Here is a 14,788-nt window from a genome sequence, read left to right on the forward strand (position 1 = left end):
CCGAACCGGACAGAATCGGAGAGTCGTCGTCCAGCGAACGCCCTCCCTCGCAGCCTCCGACATCCCCGATACACTGGACCGTCGCTGACGACCTATCGAACGGGAGGTGCACGATGGCGCAGTCTGCTGCGCAGCTGTACGCCGCGTTCACGGACAACGCCGACAACGACGTCGCGCTCAGGCTCCTCCGTTCCCCCCACGCCGTCGCCTACCTCGCGCTCATGGCTGCCCGGCTGGGAACCGGCCCCGTCGACGCGGAGGAGCTGGGGGACGCGCTCACCGTCGACCTGCAGTCCCTCCAGAACCACTTCACGGAACGCGCGCGCCCCGTCCCCGCCGGCCCGGACGTACTGGACCAGTGGGTGAAGCACGGCTACGTGTCCCGAACCCTCGACGAGGACGACCGTGAGGTCATCCAGCTCACCCGCGGCGCCACCACCGCGCTCGGCCAGGTGCAGGCGGTCTCGCTGGACCGCAACGTCGCCACCGAGACCGCGCTCGAGCTGGTCACGGCGCGGCTCTCTGCGGTCGCGGTCACCGTCAGCGCCGACCCGGACGATCACCTGCGCGCCCTCGACGAGCAGATCGCCGAGCTCACCCGGCGCCGCGAGGCTCTGCGCCAGGGCCTGATCCCCGAGTACGACCGCGACAAGGTGGTCGACGACCTCAAGATCGTCAGCTCCCTCGCCGAGCGCATGCCCGCCGACATCCTCGGCTACGGCGAGAAGCTCCGCGAGCACACCCGCGCCCTCCTCACCCACGGCCTCGACGCCTCCGAGTCCAGCGAGGCCGAGGCGTACGCCAAGACGCTGCAGCGCCTCTTCGACGGCCATGACGAGCTCGCGAACACCCCCGAGGGCAAGGCCTTCGACGCCTTCTACACGCTGCTGTCCGACCACCGCCTGCGCCGGCAGCTCGAGACCTCGGTCGCCTCGGTCGTCCACGAGATCGACCTCCCGGACGACCTCAAAGACTCCCTCACCGGCTTCCTCGACCGCATGTGGATGCAAGTCCAGCGCGTCGACGAGATCCGCGGGCAGGTGTACCGCCGCATCAACACCTTCGTCAAGGACGGCGACTTCCTCCAGTACCAGTCACTGCGCGCCCGGATCACCGAGGCGCAGCGCGCGGCCGTCGACGCCTTCGACACCGTCTCCGCGAGCCGGGACACCGGCCTCGCCGTCCCGATGACCGCCGTCGATACCAGTTCCGTCGGCGCCCTGCGCTTCCACGACGGCATCGTCACCCTGCCGCCCGAGGTCCGCGAGACCTCCGGAGAGTTCACCATCGACCCGGCCCGGCTCGTCGGCCGCGAGGCCATCGACTGGGACTCCCTCGCGTCCGCCATCAATGCGCAGGTCGGCATGTCCGACGGTGCCACCCTCGCCGAGGTCCTCGCCGCCATCGAGGCGCCCCGCGCGGGCGATGTCGTGGGCATCTGGTCGCTCGGCGCGCGGTACGGCACCGTCGACGCGGACCGTCCGGTCACCGTCGTCGCGCACACGGCCCGCGGGCCCCGCGAGCTGACGGTGCCGCACGTCGAGTTCGCCGCCGCGCTCCCGCCCCTGACCCCCGCCTCGGCCGCGCCCGAGCCCACCACACTCTTCGAGCAGGAGGCCTGATGTCGGACGAAGCCCTGGACATCGAGACGCTGGACGTGCCCGCCGACGACGTACTTCCCGAGATCGACCTCGCGGACTTCAGCATCGCCGACGAGGACGCGATCAAGTCCCTGCGCGGCGCCGATACCGCGCCGCGCTTCGACGGCGACACCTCGCAGCTCCCGAACTCCGTCTGCTACGCCCTGCAGGAGCTGATCGCTGCGCCCCACGTGTCCGCCAAGTCGAAGAACTGGGCCGTGATCGAGGCCGAGGAGACGCTGCTCCGCTCCCGCCTGTCGGAGCTGAACCTGCTGCTCGAGATCAACCGCGAGACCAAGCACGCCTTCACCCGGCAGGTCAGCGAGAACGATCCGCGACAGCGCAATCTGCTGCGCGCGCAGAGCCTCTCGCTCGCCGCATCGGTCCTCGCGCTGTTCCTGCGGCTCAAGCACCTGTCCAGCCCGGACGAGACGGCCGTCGTCGAGCGGCAGGAGATGCTCGACCACCTTCTGACCTTCCGCCCCGCACGCGACACCGACGAGGCCGGCTTCGTGAAGAAGGCCGACGCCGCGATCAACCAGCTGGAGACACGCCGCCTGATCCGCCGCGTGGGCACCAGCGACCGGTACGCCGTGCACTCGGTGATCGCCTCGCTGCTCACCCCCGAGCAGGTGGACCTCTACACCGCGGCGTACCGCGATCTCGCCAGCACCGACCAGGATCTGGGCGAGGCCGCGGCCCCCGTCGACGGCGCGGACGGCGACGGCACCGTCGACCTCGATGACCAGGAGGCGCAGGCGTGAGCGCGCATAGCACCCGAAAGCACTTGGGCCAGTACCGCCTGACCCGCCTGCAGGTGGTCAACTGGGGCACCTTCGACGGCTACAAGGACTTCCCCATCGACGAGCGGGGCGTGATCCTCACCGGCCCTTCCGGTTCCGGCAAGTCCTCGCTGATGGACGCGCACTCGGTGGTGCTGCTGCCCACCTACGACCAGTCCTTCAACGCATCGGCCGACATGACCGCGAAGGGCGCCAAGCGCGCCGCCCGCTCCATGGCGGACTACGTGCGCGGCGCGTGGTCGGTCAACGACGACGAGCATCAGCAGTCCAAAGTCCAGTACCTGCGCGGGGATTCGGCCACCTGGTCCGCGGTCGCCGCGACGTACGACAACGGCGCCGGCAACGTGACGACCGCCGTCGCCGTGAAGTGGTTCCCCGGCAGCGGGACCGACGGTGCCTCCCTCAAGTCGTGGTACCAGATCCACTCCGGCGCCTTCGATCTCCTCGACCTGCAGGACTGGGCCACAGCGGGATTCGACACCCGCGGCTGGCGGTCCCGGCACAGCGGCGTCGAGTCCTTCGACACCCAGGCCGCGTACCAGGACGCGCTCCGCAGGCGAGTGGGCATCGGCACCTCGAGCGCCGCGCTGGCGCTGCTCGGCAAGGCCAAGGCGATGAAGAACGTCGGCGACCTCGACGCCTTCATCCGCACCTACATGCTCGACCGGCCGCAGACCTACGCGCGCGCGGAACGCCTGGTGGAGAACTTCACCCAGCTCGACGAGGCCTACCGGGCCGCGGCGCGGGCCGAGGCGCAGGAGAAGGTCCTCCGGCCGATGCCGGAGGCGTACGAGCGGTACCGGTCGGCCACCGTCGGGACGACCCGCGCGGCGGACCTGCTCGGCGCCCCCGTGCGCTCCTACCTGCGCGGCCACAAGCTGCGCCTGCTGCAGGAGCAGATGGACCGGATCGAGGGTGAGCGAGCCGGCATGGACGCGCAGATCGCCCGCTGGGAGAACCGCGCCGAGGAGCGCAAGATGCGGTACAACGACCTGCTGCACCGGCTCCGGCAGGAGCAGGGCGAGGTCGGCGTGCTCGAGGCCGAGCTGCAGTCCCGCGAGCTGCAGACCCAGGCCCGCCAGCGCGCCTACGAGCGCTTCGCCGCGGCGGTGGAGAAGCTCGGCGAGCGTGCGCCGGAATCCGCGGAGGAGTTCGCCGCGCTACGCGAACAGGTTCCGGGCATCCGCGACCGCGCCACCGAGGCCGCCGAGGCGCTCGCGGGTCGGGTGCACTCCGCGTACACGGACGAATCCGACGCCCGTCGCGCCGTCGAGTCTGTCGACGACGAGCTGTCCGTCCTGGACCGCCGCGCGTCGCTCCTCCCGCCCGCGCTGCTGGACCAGCGCGACGCGATCGCCCGCGCCACCGGCGTTCCCGCCGAGGAGCTTCCGTACGCCGCGGAGCTGATCGACGTGCGGCCCGCGGAGCAGGCGACGTGGGCCGCCGCGGCCGAGCGCGTCCTGCGGCCGCTCGCCACCACGCTGCTCGTGCCGGCGGAGCATCAGCGCGCCGTCGCCGACCACGTCAACGCGGTGCGCGTCCAGGGCGTGCTCACCTACCAGGTGGTCGACGGTGCCGACGGCACCCGCCCGGATCCGGGTTCCCTGGCGGAGAAGCTCGTCGTCGACGAGAGCACCAAGACGGGTCGCTGGCTGGCCGGCGCCGTGGCCCGCGCCGCCCGGCACATCTGCGTCGACTCCCCCGCCGAGCTGGAGCGGCACGAGCAGGCCGTCACCCCGGAGGGCCTGGTCAAGAGCGCGGGCGGACGGTTCCGCAAGGACGACCGACGTTCCGTCGCCGACCGCTCGCAGTGGGTCCTCGGCACGAACACCGGGTCCAAGCGCGAGGCACTGCAGCGTCGTCGCGATGAGCTGGCCGCGGTGCACGCCAAGGCCGCGGACGCATCGGCCACGCTGCGCGACGACCTGGCCGAGCACAAGGCCGTCGCCGACAGTGCCGCAGGGGTTCTCGGCTACACCTCGTGGGGCGAACTCGACCACTGGGCGGCCAAGGCCGAGGCGGAGGAACTCGCGGACCGGATCTCCGACGCCAGGTCCGGCAACGCCGACCTGGGCGAACTGGAGCTGCAGGCCGACAACGCCTACGGCGAGCTGGCCGAGGCGCAGACCCGCATCGGCGGTCTCACCGAGACGATGAACCGCGCCGGCACCGAATTCGATGACCTCCTGGCCGAATTCGAGAAGATCGACGGCGAGAGCGCGCCGAAGCTCTCGGAGCCCGACGAGGACTTCCTCGCCACCGCACTCTGGCACCTGCTCACGGCCGACGAGGCCAAGCCGCGCCGGCTCACCCTCGATACCTTCGGCGAGGTCCGCGCCGACCTGCGTGCCGAGCTGGAGCGCCAGCAGAACGCGGCGACCGCCGAGCGCGACGCCGCCGAGGCGCGGATCGTCCGCACCGCGGAGCAGTTCCTGCGCGAGTGGCCGGACGCCTCGACGGAGCTGTCCGCCGAGGCCGCTTCCGCTCCGGACTTCGTTGCGGTGCACGAGAACCTCGTGGCGCACGGACTCGCGGCGGCGACGGAGAAGTTCCGGCGGCTCATCACCACCGATGTCAGCCACTCCGTGTCGAACCTGTTCAAGGAGGTCGACGACACGCACCGCGCGATCACGCGCGGCATCGCCGATGTCAACGCCGGGCTGCGCCGTGTCGAGTTCAACGAGGGCACGTACCTGCAGATCGCGTACGCCGCCCGGCCCACGCCGGAGGCCACCGAGTTCGCGAAGCTGGTCGACGAGATGGTCCGCGACGCCCCCGCGGCCAAGCGCGCCGAGCCCGCGGCGATGGCCGCCCAGTTCAAGCGGATCCGCGGCCTGGTGCTGCGCCTCACGGGCGACGACCCCGAGTCGCGCCGCTGGACCGAGAACGTGCTGGACGTCCGCACCGGATACTCCTTCTACGGCCGGGAGAACGCGGTCGGCGCCGAGCCCGATGCACCCGCGGTAGTCACCTACCGCAACACTGCGACGAACTCGGGCGGCGAGCAGGAGAAGCTGGTCGCCTTCTGCCTCGCGGCGGCGCTGAGCTTCGCGCTCGGGTCGCACGGCATCGACGGGTCCAACGAGCCGGCCTTCGCGCCGCTCATGCTCGACGAGGCCTTCAGCAAGTCCGACGAGCGCTTCTCCGCGCAGTCGCTGCGGGCCTTCGAGCAGTTCGGTTTCCAGCTCATCATCGCCGCGCCGATCCGCATGGTCGGCATCGTCGAGCCCTTCATCGGGCAGGTGATCCTCGTCGACAAGCAGGTCACTCCCGACGGTGCCCGCTCCGACGCCCGGTACGCCACCTTCGGCGAGCTCACGACCAGCCGCTGACCCGATTGAACACTGTTATGGAGAGCGTTTCTGCAGGTCGCGAACTCCATAACAGTGTTCAATCGGTGATATACAGGTGAGCATGGGCACCGTCGTCGCGCTGAACGCTCACCCGGACGATGAGTCGATCTTCATGGGCGGCACGCTGACGAAGCTGGCGGCCGCCGGGCATCGAGTGGTGGTGGTCGTCGCCACCGACGGCATGATGCGCGGCGACGACGAGCCCGATCCGACGCAGCGCCTGCGCGAGCTGGATGCCGCTGCCACCGAGCTCGGTGTCTCGGAGGTCCGTTGGCTGGGATACGCGGACAGCGGGCACGGGCGTGACCTCTACCCCGATCCTCCGGGCCGGGTGCGCCTGGTGCGGGCCGACCCGGACGAGCCCGCCGAGGCACTGGCCGCCGTCCTCCGCGAGACGGCCGCCGACCTCCTGATCGGATACGACCCCGCGGGCGGCTACGGCCACCGCGACCACATCGCCGTCCACCGCATCGCGCGCCGCGCCGCGGAGCTGACGGGTGTGCGTCTGGTGGAGGCGACGGTGCCGCGCGAGGTCGCCGTCCGCCTGCTCACGGTGACTACGCGGCTACGGCTCACCCGCGGCCACGACCTGGAGGCGGCGCGCACCTGGTTCACCCCGGCCGCGGACATCACGCACCGGATCGATGTGCGGCCGTTCGTGGCGGCGAAGCAGCGCGCGCTCGGCGCACACCGCTCCGAGATCAACGGGCCCGGCCGCGTCGCCCGTCTGATGCGGATCCTCCGCCGGCTCCCGGCGTGGCTGATCGCGCCGGTGGTCCGGACGGAGCACTTCATCGAGCCCGGCTCCACGACACAGTCCGACCGTCTCCTGTAGCTGTTATAGATCACGTGATCTATAGTTAGATCATGCGATCTACCGAGACCTTCACCGAACAGGCGCGCCGCGCACAGATCGCCGGGTGCGCGATCGACACCATTGCCGAGCTCGGCTACGGGAAGGCGTCCGTGCGCAAGATCGCGGACCGGGCGGGCGTCGCGATGAGCGTGGTGCTGTACCACTTCGGCGACAAGGACAGCCTGATCGCAGCAGTGGTACACGAGTCCTACTCCACCCTGCTCGCCGAGATGGTGCCCGCGGTCGAGGCCGCTCCCACGGCCGCGGCGAAGCTCGAGGCGCACATCCGCACGCACCTGCGGTACATGCGCACGCACCGCAACCACCAGCTGGCGCTCATGGAGATCGCCGGCGGCTTCCGCACCAAGGACGGCGGCCGCCTCCAGGACGTCTCCGTCGACGCGAGCCACGACGACGCGCGCGGCCGGGTCGAACTCGACGTGATCCTGGCGAGCGGCGTCGACTCCGGCGAGTTCCGCCCACTGAACGTCGCCTCGATGGCGACCGCGATCCGCGGCGCCGTCGGCTCCGCGATGCACACCACGCTCGCCGACCCCGAGTTCGACCTCGACGCGTACGCCGACGACCTCGTCGACGCCTTCACCCGCGCCACCCGCGCCGACCAGGAGAACTGATGGCCCACATCCTCATCGCCACCTACGGCTCCCGCGGCGACACGATGCCGCTCGCGGGCGTGGGGCTCCGGCTCCAGGAGGCCGGCCACACCGTCACGATCACCACCAACCACGAGCTCGACGGCGAGACAGCAGAACTGGGCCTCGACGCCCGCCCGATCCCCCTCGACCTCGGCGAACCGGACGGCGAGCCCTCCCTCGCCGACGCGCTGAAGCTGGTCAAACCCGCAGGGATCCGGCAGCTGAGCCGGGGCCTCCTCGACGCCGTCGCCGATGTCTCCGCCGACGTCGTGCTCGCCACGCCCTTCGCCGAACCGGCGATGCACGCCCTCGCCGAGGCCCGCGGAATCCCGATCATCGGCGCCCGACTGCAGCCGCTGTCCGCGACCCGCGAGTACCCGCCCAGCCTGCTCGGCGCGTGGTCGGCCGGCGGCGCGATCAACCGGGCCGCCGGACGGTTCGCCGAGGGCACCGTCGACCGGATGTACGGCGGGGTGGTCGCCGAGCTGCGCCGCGACCTCGGCCTGCCGAAGCGGTCTGCCCGCGCGCTCCGTCACGACCGCTCACACGCGCAGTGGCCGATCCTGTGCGGATGGTCGCCCAGCGTGCTCCCCCGCCCGGCGGACTGGCGCCCGGGCATCGAGGTCGTCGGCAGCTGGTGGTCGCCCACGCCGCGGAACTGGTCGCCCTCGCCCGACCTGGAGGCCTTCCTCGCCGACGGTCCGCCACCCGTCCTCGTCGGCCTCGGCTCGCTCATGGTGCCGGCGCAGGAACGGGACCGCCTGTCCTCGATCATCGACGAGGCCCTGGCCGTCGCCGGTGTCCGTGGCATCGTGCAATCCGGTGGTGCCGGCCTTCGGGTTCCGGACCGCGACGGCGTCCTGAACATCGACACCGTCCCCTACGAGCACGTCCTCCCCCGAGTCGCGGCGGTAGCGCACTCCTGCGGCGCGGGCACCACCGCGGCCGCCCTCCGCGCGGGTATCCCGACGGTGCCCCTCCCCTCTCCCGGCGGCGACCAGCCGTTCTGGGCCCGGCGGCTGCACGCGCTCGGGGCCGGCACCGCGCCGATCGCTCGGACGAAGGTCATGGTTTCCTCCCTCGCGGAGGCGATACGTGCCGCGGTGGGCGATACCCGGTATCGGACGGCCGCGGGCGTCCTGAGCAGCGCGATCGGCCGCGAGGACGGAGCCGCGGCGGTCGTCCGCGCCGTCGCGGGGCAATAACGATCTCGTAACACGGCTAACGGATTCCGTCCCTCCTCCCGATCTTCCTCGTGTCGAACGACATCGCCATGGGGGAACGAAAAGAGGAGGACGCGATGACAAACGCGACCAGGAACCGAATCCGACGCGCGCTGGTGCTACCGGTCGCGCTGGTGTCGATGATGGGACTGCTGCCCGCAGTCGCGGGCGCCGAGCCGACCACGCCGCCCACGGCACCCACGACCACGACATCCCCGGCGCCGGCACCCGCCACGCCGACGACCACGGTCGCGCCGACCACGACGACGCCGGCGACCACCACACCCGCCACCTCGACGGTGCCGACCACGACGACCCAGGCACCGTCGACCACGACGACGGTGCCGCCGCAGGGCCCGCCCGGACGGCTGACCGTCGGGGCGGTGCGCATCGTCGACCCGAGCGGCGCGAGCGTGCCGGGCGCGACGGTGCACGTCCAGGGCTGTAAGGGCGGCCCGGGGGCCTCGCTCGCCGACGGTGGCGCGACCACGGTCACCGGCCCCTGCGTCAGCGCCCGGATGGATCACACGCCGACCAACTGGCGACTGCTCTCGCCCGTCGTGCAGACGATCACCACGGACTCCGGCCGGGCCGAGTTCAGGTTCGTGCTCGAGCGCGGCGGCATCGTCCCGCCGACCTCGACGACCCCGCCGCCGAACAAGAACGTGCGCTTCACGATCACCGCCCGGGACCAGAACGGGAACGGCGTCGCGTCCGAGTACGCGGTCGCCGAGTGCGACACCTGGCGTCCGCTGGGCGGCGCCCGCACCGACAGCGCCGGCAACGGCGGCGGCGCGTTCCCGCGTGGATGCGTCAGCGTGGTGCCCACTGCCTGGCCGTCGTCGTGCGTACTGGTCGGCCCGAACGCGTACGCCCGGGTGGAGGGCAACGCCGTGAACCGCCTCGCGTTCCGATTCCGCTGCGGCGTCACGATCCCGCCCGGCGAGGTCGAGACGAACGGCACCCTCGTCAAGACCGACCGGATCACCGGCGCCCCGTTGGCCGGCGCGTCGTTCCTGATCTCCCGATGCGGCAGCGACGAGGCCGTCCGCGCGGTCACGACGGGTGCGAACGGCATCGCAGCCTTCTCGCTTCCGTCGGGCTGCTACAAGGCGACCGAGACCGCCGCACCCGCCGGCTACGTCCGCGATGCCGCTGCAGTCGCGTTCGAGGTGCGCCTGACCCCGCAGTTCCAGGTCCGGGTGACGAACTCGAAGATCGACGCCGGGCCCGTGGTCCGCAACCCCGGCGTCCGCGTCCCGATCGCCTCGATCCCGTCGGGCAGGACCTTCTGATGCGCCGCGCGGCCGCACTCGTCGTCTCCGCCGCGGCGGTGCTGTCCCTCGTCGGGTGTGGCAGCACAGTCGACGGGACGGCGAGCGCACCGTCGTCGAATCCGTCTGCGCAGAGCGACCTCCGGCCACCGGTCACGGCGACGGCGAGCGAGCCCACGACGCCGGTCACGGTCACCGTCGGTGACGCTGACGCGCCGGTCGACGCCGTCGCGACGGACTCGCAGGGCGCCCTGTACCCACCGACCGACGTGAGACGCCTCGGCTGGTGGGTCGACTCGGCGCTCCCGGGCGCAGGCGCCGGATCGGTGGTGATCACCGGGCACGTCGACGACGCCCGGCAGGGCACCGGGTACGCCAAGCGGATCTCGACCCTGAAGCAGGGCGATCGGGTGGAGCTCACCGGCAAGGACGGTGCTCGGATCGCCTACCGGGTCACCCGCACCGCCTCGGTCAACAAGGGCGTGCTGCCCACCGACGACCTGAACCGGCTCGACGGGCCGGAGACGCTCATCATGGTCACCTGCGGCGGGAACTTCGTCGGCCCGCCGATGGGCTATGAGAACAACGATCTCGTCTACGCGGAGCGCGCCTGACCGGACCGCGGTTAGGGTCGAGAGCATGCGTATCGACCTGAGCGGGCGGACCGCCCTCGTGACCGGATCGACCCAGGGCATCGGCCTCGCCATCGCCGCGGGACTCGCACAGGCGGGGGCGCGGGTGGGGATCAACGGCCGATCGGAGGGCCGCGTCACGGCGGCCATCACCGCCCTTGGCCGGCAGGTCCCCGGAGCGGATCTGATCCCCGTCGTCGCGGACGTCACCGTCGAGGTCGAGGCCGAGCACGCGATCTCCGAACTCGGCCCCGTCGACGTCCTGGTCAACAACCTGGGCGTCTTCGGCGCCGAGGATCCGCTCGAGGTCTCCGATGACGAGTGGCGCCGCTACTTCGACGTGAACGTGCTTGCGGCCGTGCGCCTCACGCGTCTGGTGCTGCCGGACATGATGGACCGCGGGTGGGGCCGGGTACTCAACATCGCGAGCGACTCCGCCATCGTCATCCCGGCCGAGATGATCCACTACGGCGTGTCCAAGACGGCGCTGCTGGGTGTCTCGCGGGGTTTCGCCAAGGCGGCCGCCGGGACGGGCGTGACGGTGAACTCGGTGATCGCCGGGCCCACGCACACCGGCGGCGTCGAGGACTTCGTCTACCAGTTGGTGGACACGAACCTGGCGTGGGACGAGGCGCAGCGCGAGTTCATGCGCCTGCACCGCCCGCAGTCCCTCATCCAGCGGCTCATCGAGCCGGAGGAGATCGCCAACATGGTGGTCTACCTGAGTTCCCCGCTCGCCTCCGCCACGACCGGCGCGGCCGTCCGGGTCGACGGTGGCTACGTGGACTCGATCCTTCCGTAGACCGTCCGCCGGTAGCATCACCGCAATGATCGACGGTCCGCTCGCGCCGCGACGGTCGGCCTGGTCGCGGGCACGGTATCGGATGCGCCGTACGTCGTCGCCCCGGAGTTGGGCCGTCGACGCGAACGACGGCATCATCGGCACCGCCGGACTCCTCGAGGGCTTCGCGGGAGCGGGTGCCGGCGACTCGGTGCTGATGACCGCCGCCTGCGCGGCGACGATCGCCGGCTCGCTCGCCGTCGGGGGCGCGAAGTGGGCGGAGGACGCCGCCGAACGCGATGCCGAGACGCACATCATCGACGAGGAGCGCGCTCAGCTCGCCGCCGCACCTGACGACGAGCTGGCGGAACTGGCGGCCTACTGGGAGACGAAGGGCCTGGACCCCGCAACCGCAGCGGCCGCTGCGGCGCAGCTCAGCGCGCGCGACGCGCTGGCGGCGCAGCTGGAGTACGAGCACGGCATCGTCCGGCCGATCCCCGCCTGGCACCCGGCGTGGGCAGGGCTGTCCTCGTCCCTCGCCTACGTCAGCGGCGCGATCGTCCCGCTGGTGCTGACGGTGTCGGTGCCGGTGGGCGTCGAGGTGTGGGCGATCGCCATCGCCGTGATCGCGTCGTTGGTCCTGACCTCGGTGATCGCCGGTCGGCGCAGCCACATCTCGGTGCGCCGGCTCATCGTGCGCACCGTCCTCGTCGGAGCCGCGACCATGCTGATCAGCTACCTGGTCGGGGCGCTGCTCCTGTGACCTCGAACGGGATCACGCCAGCTCGATGAGCTCCTGGTATTCGGCGTTCCAGTGGTCCTCGGTGCCGTCGGGCAGCAGGATGACACGCTCGGGATTGAGCGCCTCCGCGGCGCCCGGGTCGTGCGTCACCAGGACGACGGCACCCTCGTACGAGCGCAGCGCCTCGAGCACCTGCTCGCGGCTCACCGGGTCCAGGTTGTTCGTCGGCTCGTCGAGCAGCAGGACGTTCGCGGCGGAGGAGACGAGGCCCGCCAGCGCGAGGCGGGTCTTCTCACCGCCGGAGAGCGTGCCCGCGGGCTGCTCCAACTGCGGACCCGTGAACATGAACGCGCCCAACAGGCTCCGCAGATCCTGCTCCCCCGCGTCCGGCGAGGCGTGCCGGATGTTGTCCCACACGGACGCCGCGTCGTCGAGGGTGTCGTGCTCCTGCGCGAAGTAGCCGATCTTCAGGCCGCGGCCGGGCTCGAGGCCGCCCGTATCGGGCGTCTCGACGCCCGCGAGCAGCTTGAGCAGCGTTGTCTTGCCCGCGCCGTTGAGCCCGAGGACCACCACGCGCGAGCCCTTGTCGATGGCGAAGTCGACGCCGGTGAAGATCTCCAGCGACCCGTAGGTCTTGGTGAGGTTCTTGACCATGAGCGGGGTCTTGCTGCAGGGCGCCGGCGCGGGAAACTTGATCCGCGCCGTCTTGTCCTCGACGCGCACGTCGTCGAGCTCGCTCATCATCCGCTCGGCACGGCGCAGCATGTTCTGCGCAGCCACGGCCTTGGTCGCCTTGGCGCCCATCTTCGCGGCCTGCACGCGGAGCGCGCCGGCCTTCTTCTCGGCGTTGGCGCGCTCGCGACGACGGCGCTGCTCGTCGGTGGCGCGGGCGTCGATGTACTTCTTCCAGCCCATGTTGTAGACATCCGCCTCGCCGCGCACGGCGTCGAGGAACCAGACGCGGTTCACGACGTCGGCGAGCAGGTCCACGTCGTGGCTGATCACGATGAGTCCGCCGTCGTGGTTCTGCAGGAAGGTGCGCAGCCAGCCGATGGAGTCGGCGTCGAGGTGGTTGGTGGGCTCGTCGAGGAGCAGCGTGGTGTCCGATTTGCCACCCGACCCGTCGGACGCGGCGAACAGGATGCGCGCCAGCTCCACGCGGCGGCGCTGGCCGCCCGAGAGCGTTCGCAGCGGCTGCTCGAGCACCCGGTCCGGCAGGGCCAGGCTGTTGCAGATCCGCGCGGCCTCGGACTCGGCGGCGTAACCGCCCAGCGAGGAGAAGCGCTCCTCGAGGTTGCCGTACTTGCGCACCGCGGTGTCGAGCTCGTCGCCGACGAGTTCGGCCATCCGGACCTGCTGCTTCGCCATCTGCGCGACGATCTGATCGAGGCCGCGGGCCGAGAGCACCCGGTCCTTGGCCAGCACGTCGAGGTCGCCCTCGCGGGGGTCCTGCGGCAGGTAGCCCACGTCGCCGGACGAGATGATCTTGCCGGCGTAGGGCTCGCCCTCCCCGGCGAGGATGCGCATCGTGGTGGTCTTGCCGGCGCCGTTGCGGCCGACGAGGCCGATCCGGTCGCCCGCCTGCACGCGCAACTGGTCGCCGGGTGCGGTCAGCAGGGTGCGGACGCCGGCGCGCACTTCGAGATCGGTCGCGGTAATCACAACGGTCCAGCTTACCGGTCCGAGGGTCCGATTCTCACCTCCGATTCCCTGCGGTGACGGCGCTCACTCCTCCTCGCCGCTCTGCTGACGCACGACGAGCCGCACCGACCGATCGCCCTTCGCCGCGTAGAGCGCCCGGTCCGCCTCGGCGACCACCCGGGCGAGCTCGTCCGCGGCGAGCGGCCCGCGCACCACCACGCCCGCGCTACCCACGATCGCGGGCGGCGCACCGTCGGCGAGGAGACCCCGCAAGCGGTCGACGAGGGCCGTGGTCTCCGCCCGGGAGGGACGCACCGCCACGACGAGGAACTCGTCGCCGCCCATCCTGGCGACGAGCGCTCCGGGCAGGCCGCCACGCAGCGTGCGCCCGACCTCCACGAGCCGTTGATCGCCGGCCAGGTGACCGTGCCGGTCGTTGTACTGCTTGAACCCGTCGAGGTCCACCATCGCCACGAACGCGGCGCCGTGCTCCCTCCGGGCGAGCACCCGGAGTGCGGCCTGCAGCCCGAACCGGTTGTAGACGCCGGTCAGCGGATCACGGTTGCGTTCGGTGACGACCACGCCGATGCCGCGCCGACCGGACTCCACCACGAACTGGACCATCATCGGCAAGGCGAAGACGATGGCCAGAGCGGGAGCGAGCGTGGCGTAGAGCTCGCCGAGGGTGGCCCCGTCGACCACCATCGTCGTCACGGTGGTGGCCACGACAGCGACGACGGACAACATGCAGTGCAGCAGCAGGATCCGCCAGCCGAGAAGGAACGCCGTGAGCATCGCCAACATGCCCAGGTACGTGGTGCCGCTGATGCGGGCGGCACCCGACTGCGCCAGGCAGCCCGCGAACAGGCACACGTCCGCGACCGCGACGAATCGGATCGCATCGCGTGCAGACGGACGACGAAGTCGGAGCCACCACACGCCGAGCACTGCGCTGCCGCTGGAGCTCACGACGAACACGGCCATCGCGATCGGCGTGCTCGGCCGTGCGTCTGAGAAGAGGACGCCGATGCACAGCGGAACCATCATCAGCGCGAGCCCGCCGACGGCGACCCGGAGCGCGAGACCTCCGCCCTGGACCTTGAGCCACGACGACGCCGAGGCGTACTCCGCGGTGCCCGCCCGCCGCCACGCCTCACGGTCGGCGAGGCGGTGCACCGTCGACCTGA

12 protein-coding genes are annotated in these 14,788 nt (G+C 71.4%); 10 read left to right on the forward strand and 2 right to left on the reverse strand.

Going from position 1 to position 14,788, the window contains the following annotated elements; translation table 11 throughout:
- Window positions 1–113 precede the first annotated feature (113 nt).
- From AXK61_RS01245 to AXK61_RS01295, 10 genes are all read left to right on the forward strand, one after another.
- Window positions 114–1,622: a DUF3375 domain-containing protein gene (locus AXK61_RS01245; RefSeq protein ID WP_068743369.1), complete on the forward strand. Its 1,509-nt coding sequence runs from the start codon at window positions 114–116 to the stop codon at window positions 1,620–1,622.
- Entirely contained in the window at window positions 1,622–2,404 is a 783-nt protein-coding gene (locus AXK61_RS01250) for a DUF4194 domain-containing protein (RefSeq protein WP_068743370.1), read from the forward strand. The genes AXK61_RS01245 and AXK61_RS01250 overlap by 1 nt, the downstream gene beginning before the upstream one ends.
- Window positions 2,401–5,775 carry an ATP-binding protein gene (locus tag AXK61_RS01255; protein ID WP_068743372.1) on the forward strand — a complete coding sequence of 1,125 codons (3,375 nt, stop codon included), beginning with the start codon at window positions 2,401–2,403 and terminating at the stop codon, window positions 5,773–5,775. The genes AXK61_RS01250 and AXK61_RS01255 overlap by 4 nt, the downstream gene beginning before the upstream one ends.
- A gap of 82 nt (window positions 5,776–5,857) precedes the next feature.
- Entirely contained in the window at window positions 5,858–6,631 is a 774-nt protein-coding gene (locus tag AXK61_RS01260) for a PIG-L deacetylase family protein (RefSeq protein WP_068743374.1), read from the forward strand.
- 32 nt (window positions 6,632–6,663) lie between these two features.
- On the forward strand, window positions 6,664–7,287 hold the full coding sequence (locus tag AXK61_RS01265; protein ID WP_068743376.1) for a TetR/AcrR family transcriptional regulator: 624 nt from the start codon (window positions 6,664–6,666) through the stop codon (window positions 7,285–7,287).
- Complete coding sequence (locus AXK61_RS01270; protein ID WP_068569471.1) at window positions 7,287–8,513, forward strand: glycosyltransferase; 1,227 nt, start codon at window positions 7,287–7,289, stop codon at window positions 8,511–8,513. The genes AXK61_RS01265 and AXK61_RS01270 overlap by 1 nt, the downstream gene beginning before the upstream one ends.
- 95 nt (window positions 8,514–8,608) lie before the next feature.
- On the forward strand, window positions 8,609–9,826 hold the full coding sequence (locus tag AXK61_RS01280; protein ID WP_139057715.1) for a prealbumin-like fold domain-containing protein: 1,218 nt from the start codon (window positions 8,609–8,611) through the stop codon (window positions 9,824–9,826).
- Window positions 9,826–10,419, forward strand: a complete 594-nt coding sequence (locus tag AXK61_RS01285; RefSeq protein ID WP_068569468.1) for a class F sortase — start codon at window positions 9,826–9,828, stop codon at window positions 10,417–10,419. The genes AXK61_RS01280 and AXK61_RS01285 overlap by 1 nt, the downstream gene beginning before the upstream one ends.
- 25 nt (window positions 10,420–10,444) lie before the next feature.
- Window positions 10,445–11,239 (forward strand): SDR family NAD(P)-dependent oxidoreductase, encoded by a 795-nt coding sequence (locus AXK61_RS01290; protein WP_068743380.1) that lies wholly within the window; start codon window positions 10,445–10,447, stop codon window positions 11,237–11,239.
- Window positions 11,240–11,264: 25 nt separating this feature from the next.
- Complete coding sequence (locus AXK61_RS01295) at window positions 11,265–11,981, forward strand: VIT1/CCC1 transporter family protein (RefSeq protein ID WP_082777753.1); 717 nt, start codon at window positions 11,265–11,267, stop codon at window positions 11,979–11,981.
- A 12-nt stretch (window positions 11,982–11,993) separates the two neighbouring features.
- Here AXK61_RS01295 and AXK61_RS01300 read toward each other — a convergent pair whose 3' ends face one another.
- Window positions 11,994–13,622: an ABC-F family ATP-binding cassette domain-containing protein gene (locus AXK61_RS01300; protein ID WP_068569466.1), complete on the reverse strand. Its 1,629-nt coding sequence runs from the start codon at window positions 13,620–13,622 to the stop codon at window positions 11,994–11,996.
- A 63-nt stretch (window positions 13,623–13,685) separates the two neighbouring features.
- Window positions 13,686–14,777, reverse strand: a complete 1,092-nt coding sequence (locus tag AXK61_RS01305; RefSeq protein ID WP_068743382.1) for a GGDEF domain-containing protein — start codon at window positions 14,775–14,777, stop codon at window positions 13,686–13,688.
- Window positions 14,778–14,788 lie beyond the last annotated feature (11 nt).

Source organism: Tsukamurella pseudospumae (assembly GCF_001575205.1).
GTDB lineage: Bacteria > Actinomycetota > Actinomycetes > Mycobacteriales > Mycobacteriaceae > Tsukamurella > Tsukamurella pseudospumae.

Coding starts and splice junctions, on each gene's coding strand:
- AXK61_RS01245 (WP_068743369.1), top strand. CDS start 114: ATGGCGCAGTCTGCTGCGCAGCTGTACGCCGCGTTCACGGACAACGCC.
- AXK61_RS01250 (WP_068743370.1), top strand. CDS start 1,622: ATGTCGGACGAAGCCCTGGACATCGAGACGCTGGACGTGCCCGCCGAC.
- AXK61_RS01260 (WP_068743374.1), top strand. CDS start 5,858: ATGGGCACCGTCGTCGCGCTGAACGCTCACCCGGACGATGAGTCGATC.
- AXK61_RS01265 (WP_068743376.1), top strand. CDS start 6,664: ATGCGATCTACCGAGACCTTCACCGAACAGGCGCGCCGCGCACAGATC.
- AXK61_RS01270 (WP_068569471.1), top strand. CDS start 7,287: ATGGCCCACATCCTCATCGCCACCTACGGCTCCCGCGGCGACACGATG.
- AXK61_RS01280 (WP_139057715.1), top strand. CDS start 8,609: ATGACAAACGCGACCAGGAACCGAATCCGACGCGCGCTGGTGCTACCG.
- AXK61_RS01285 (WP_068569468.1), top strand. CDS start 9,826: ATGCGCCGCGCGGCCGCACTCGTCGTCTCCGCCGCGGCGGTGCTGTCC.
- AXK61_RS01290 (WP_068743380.1), top strand. CDS start 10,445: ATGCGTATCGACCTGAGCGGGCGGACCGCCCTCGTGACCGGATCGACC.
- AXK61_RS01295 (WP_082777753.1), top strand. CDS start 11,265: ATGATCGACGGTCCGCTCGCGCCGCGACGGTCGGCCTGGTCGCGGGCA.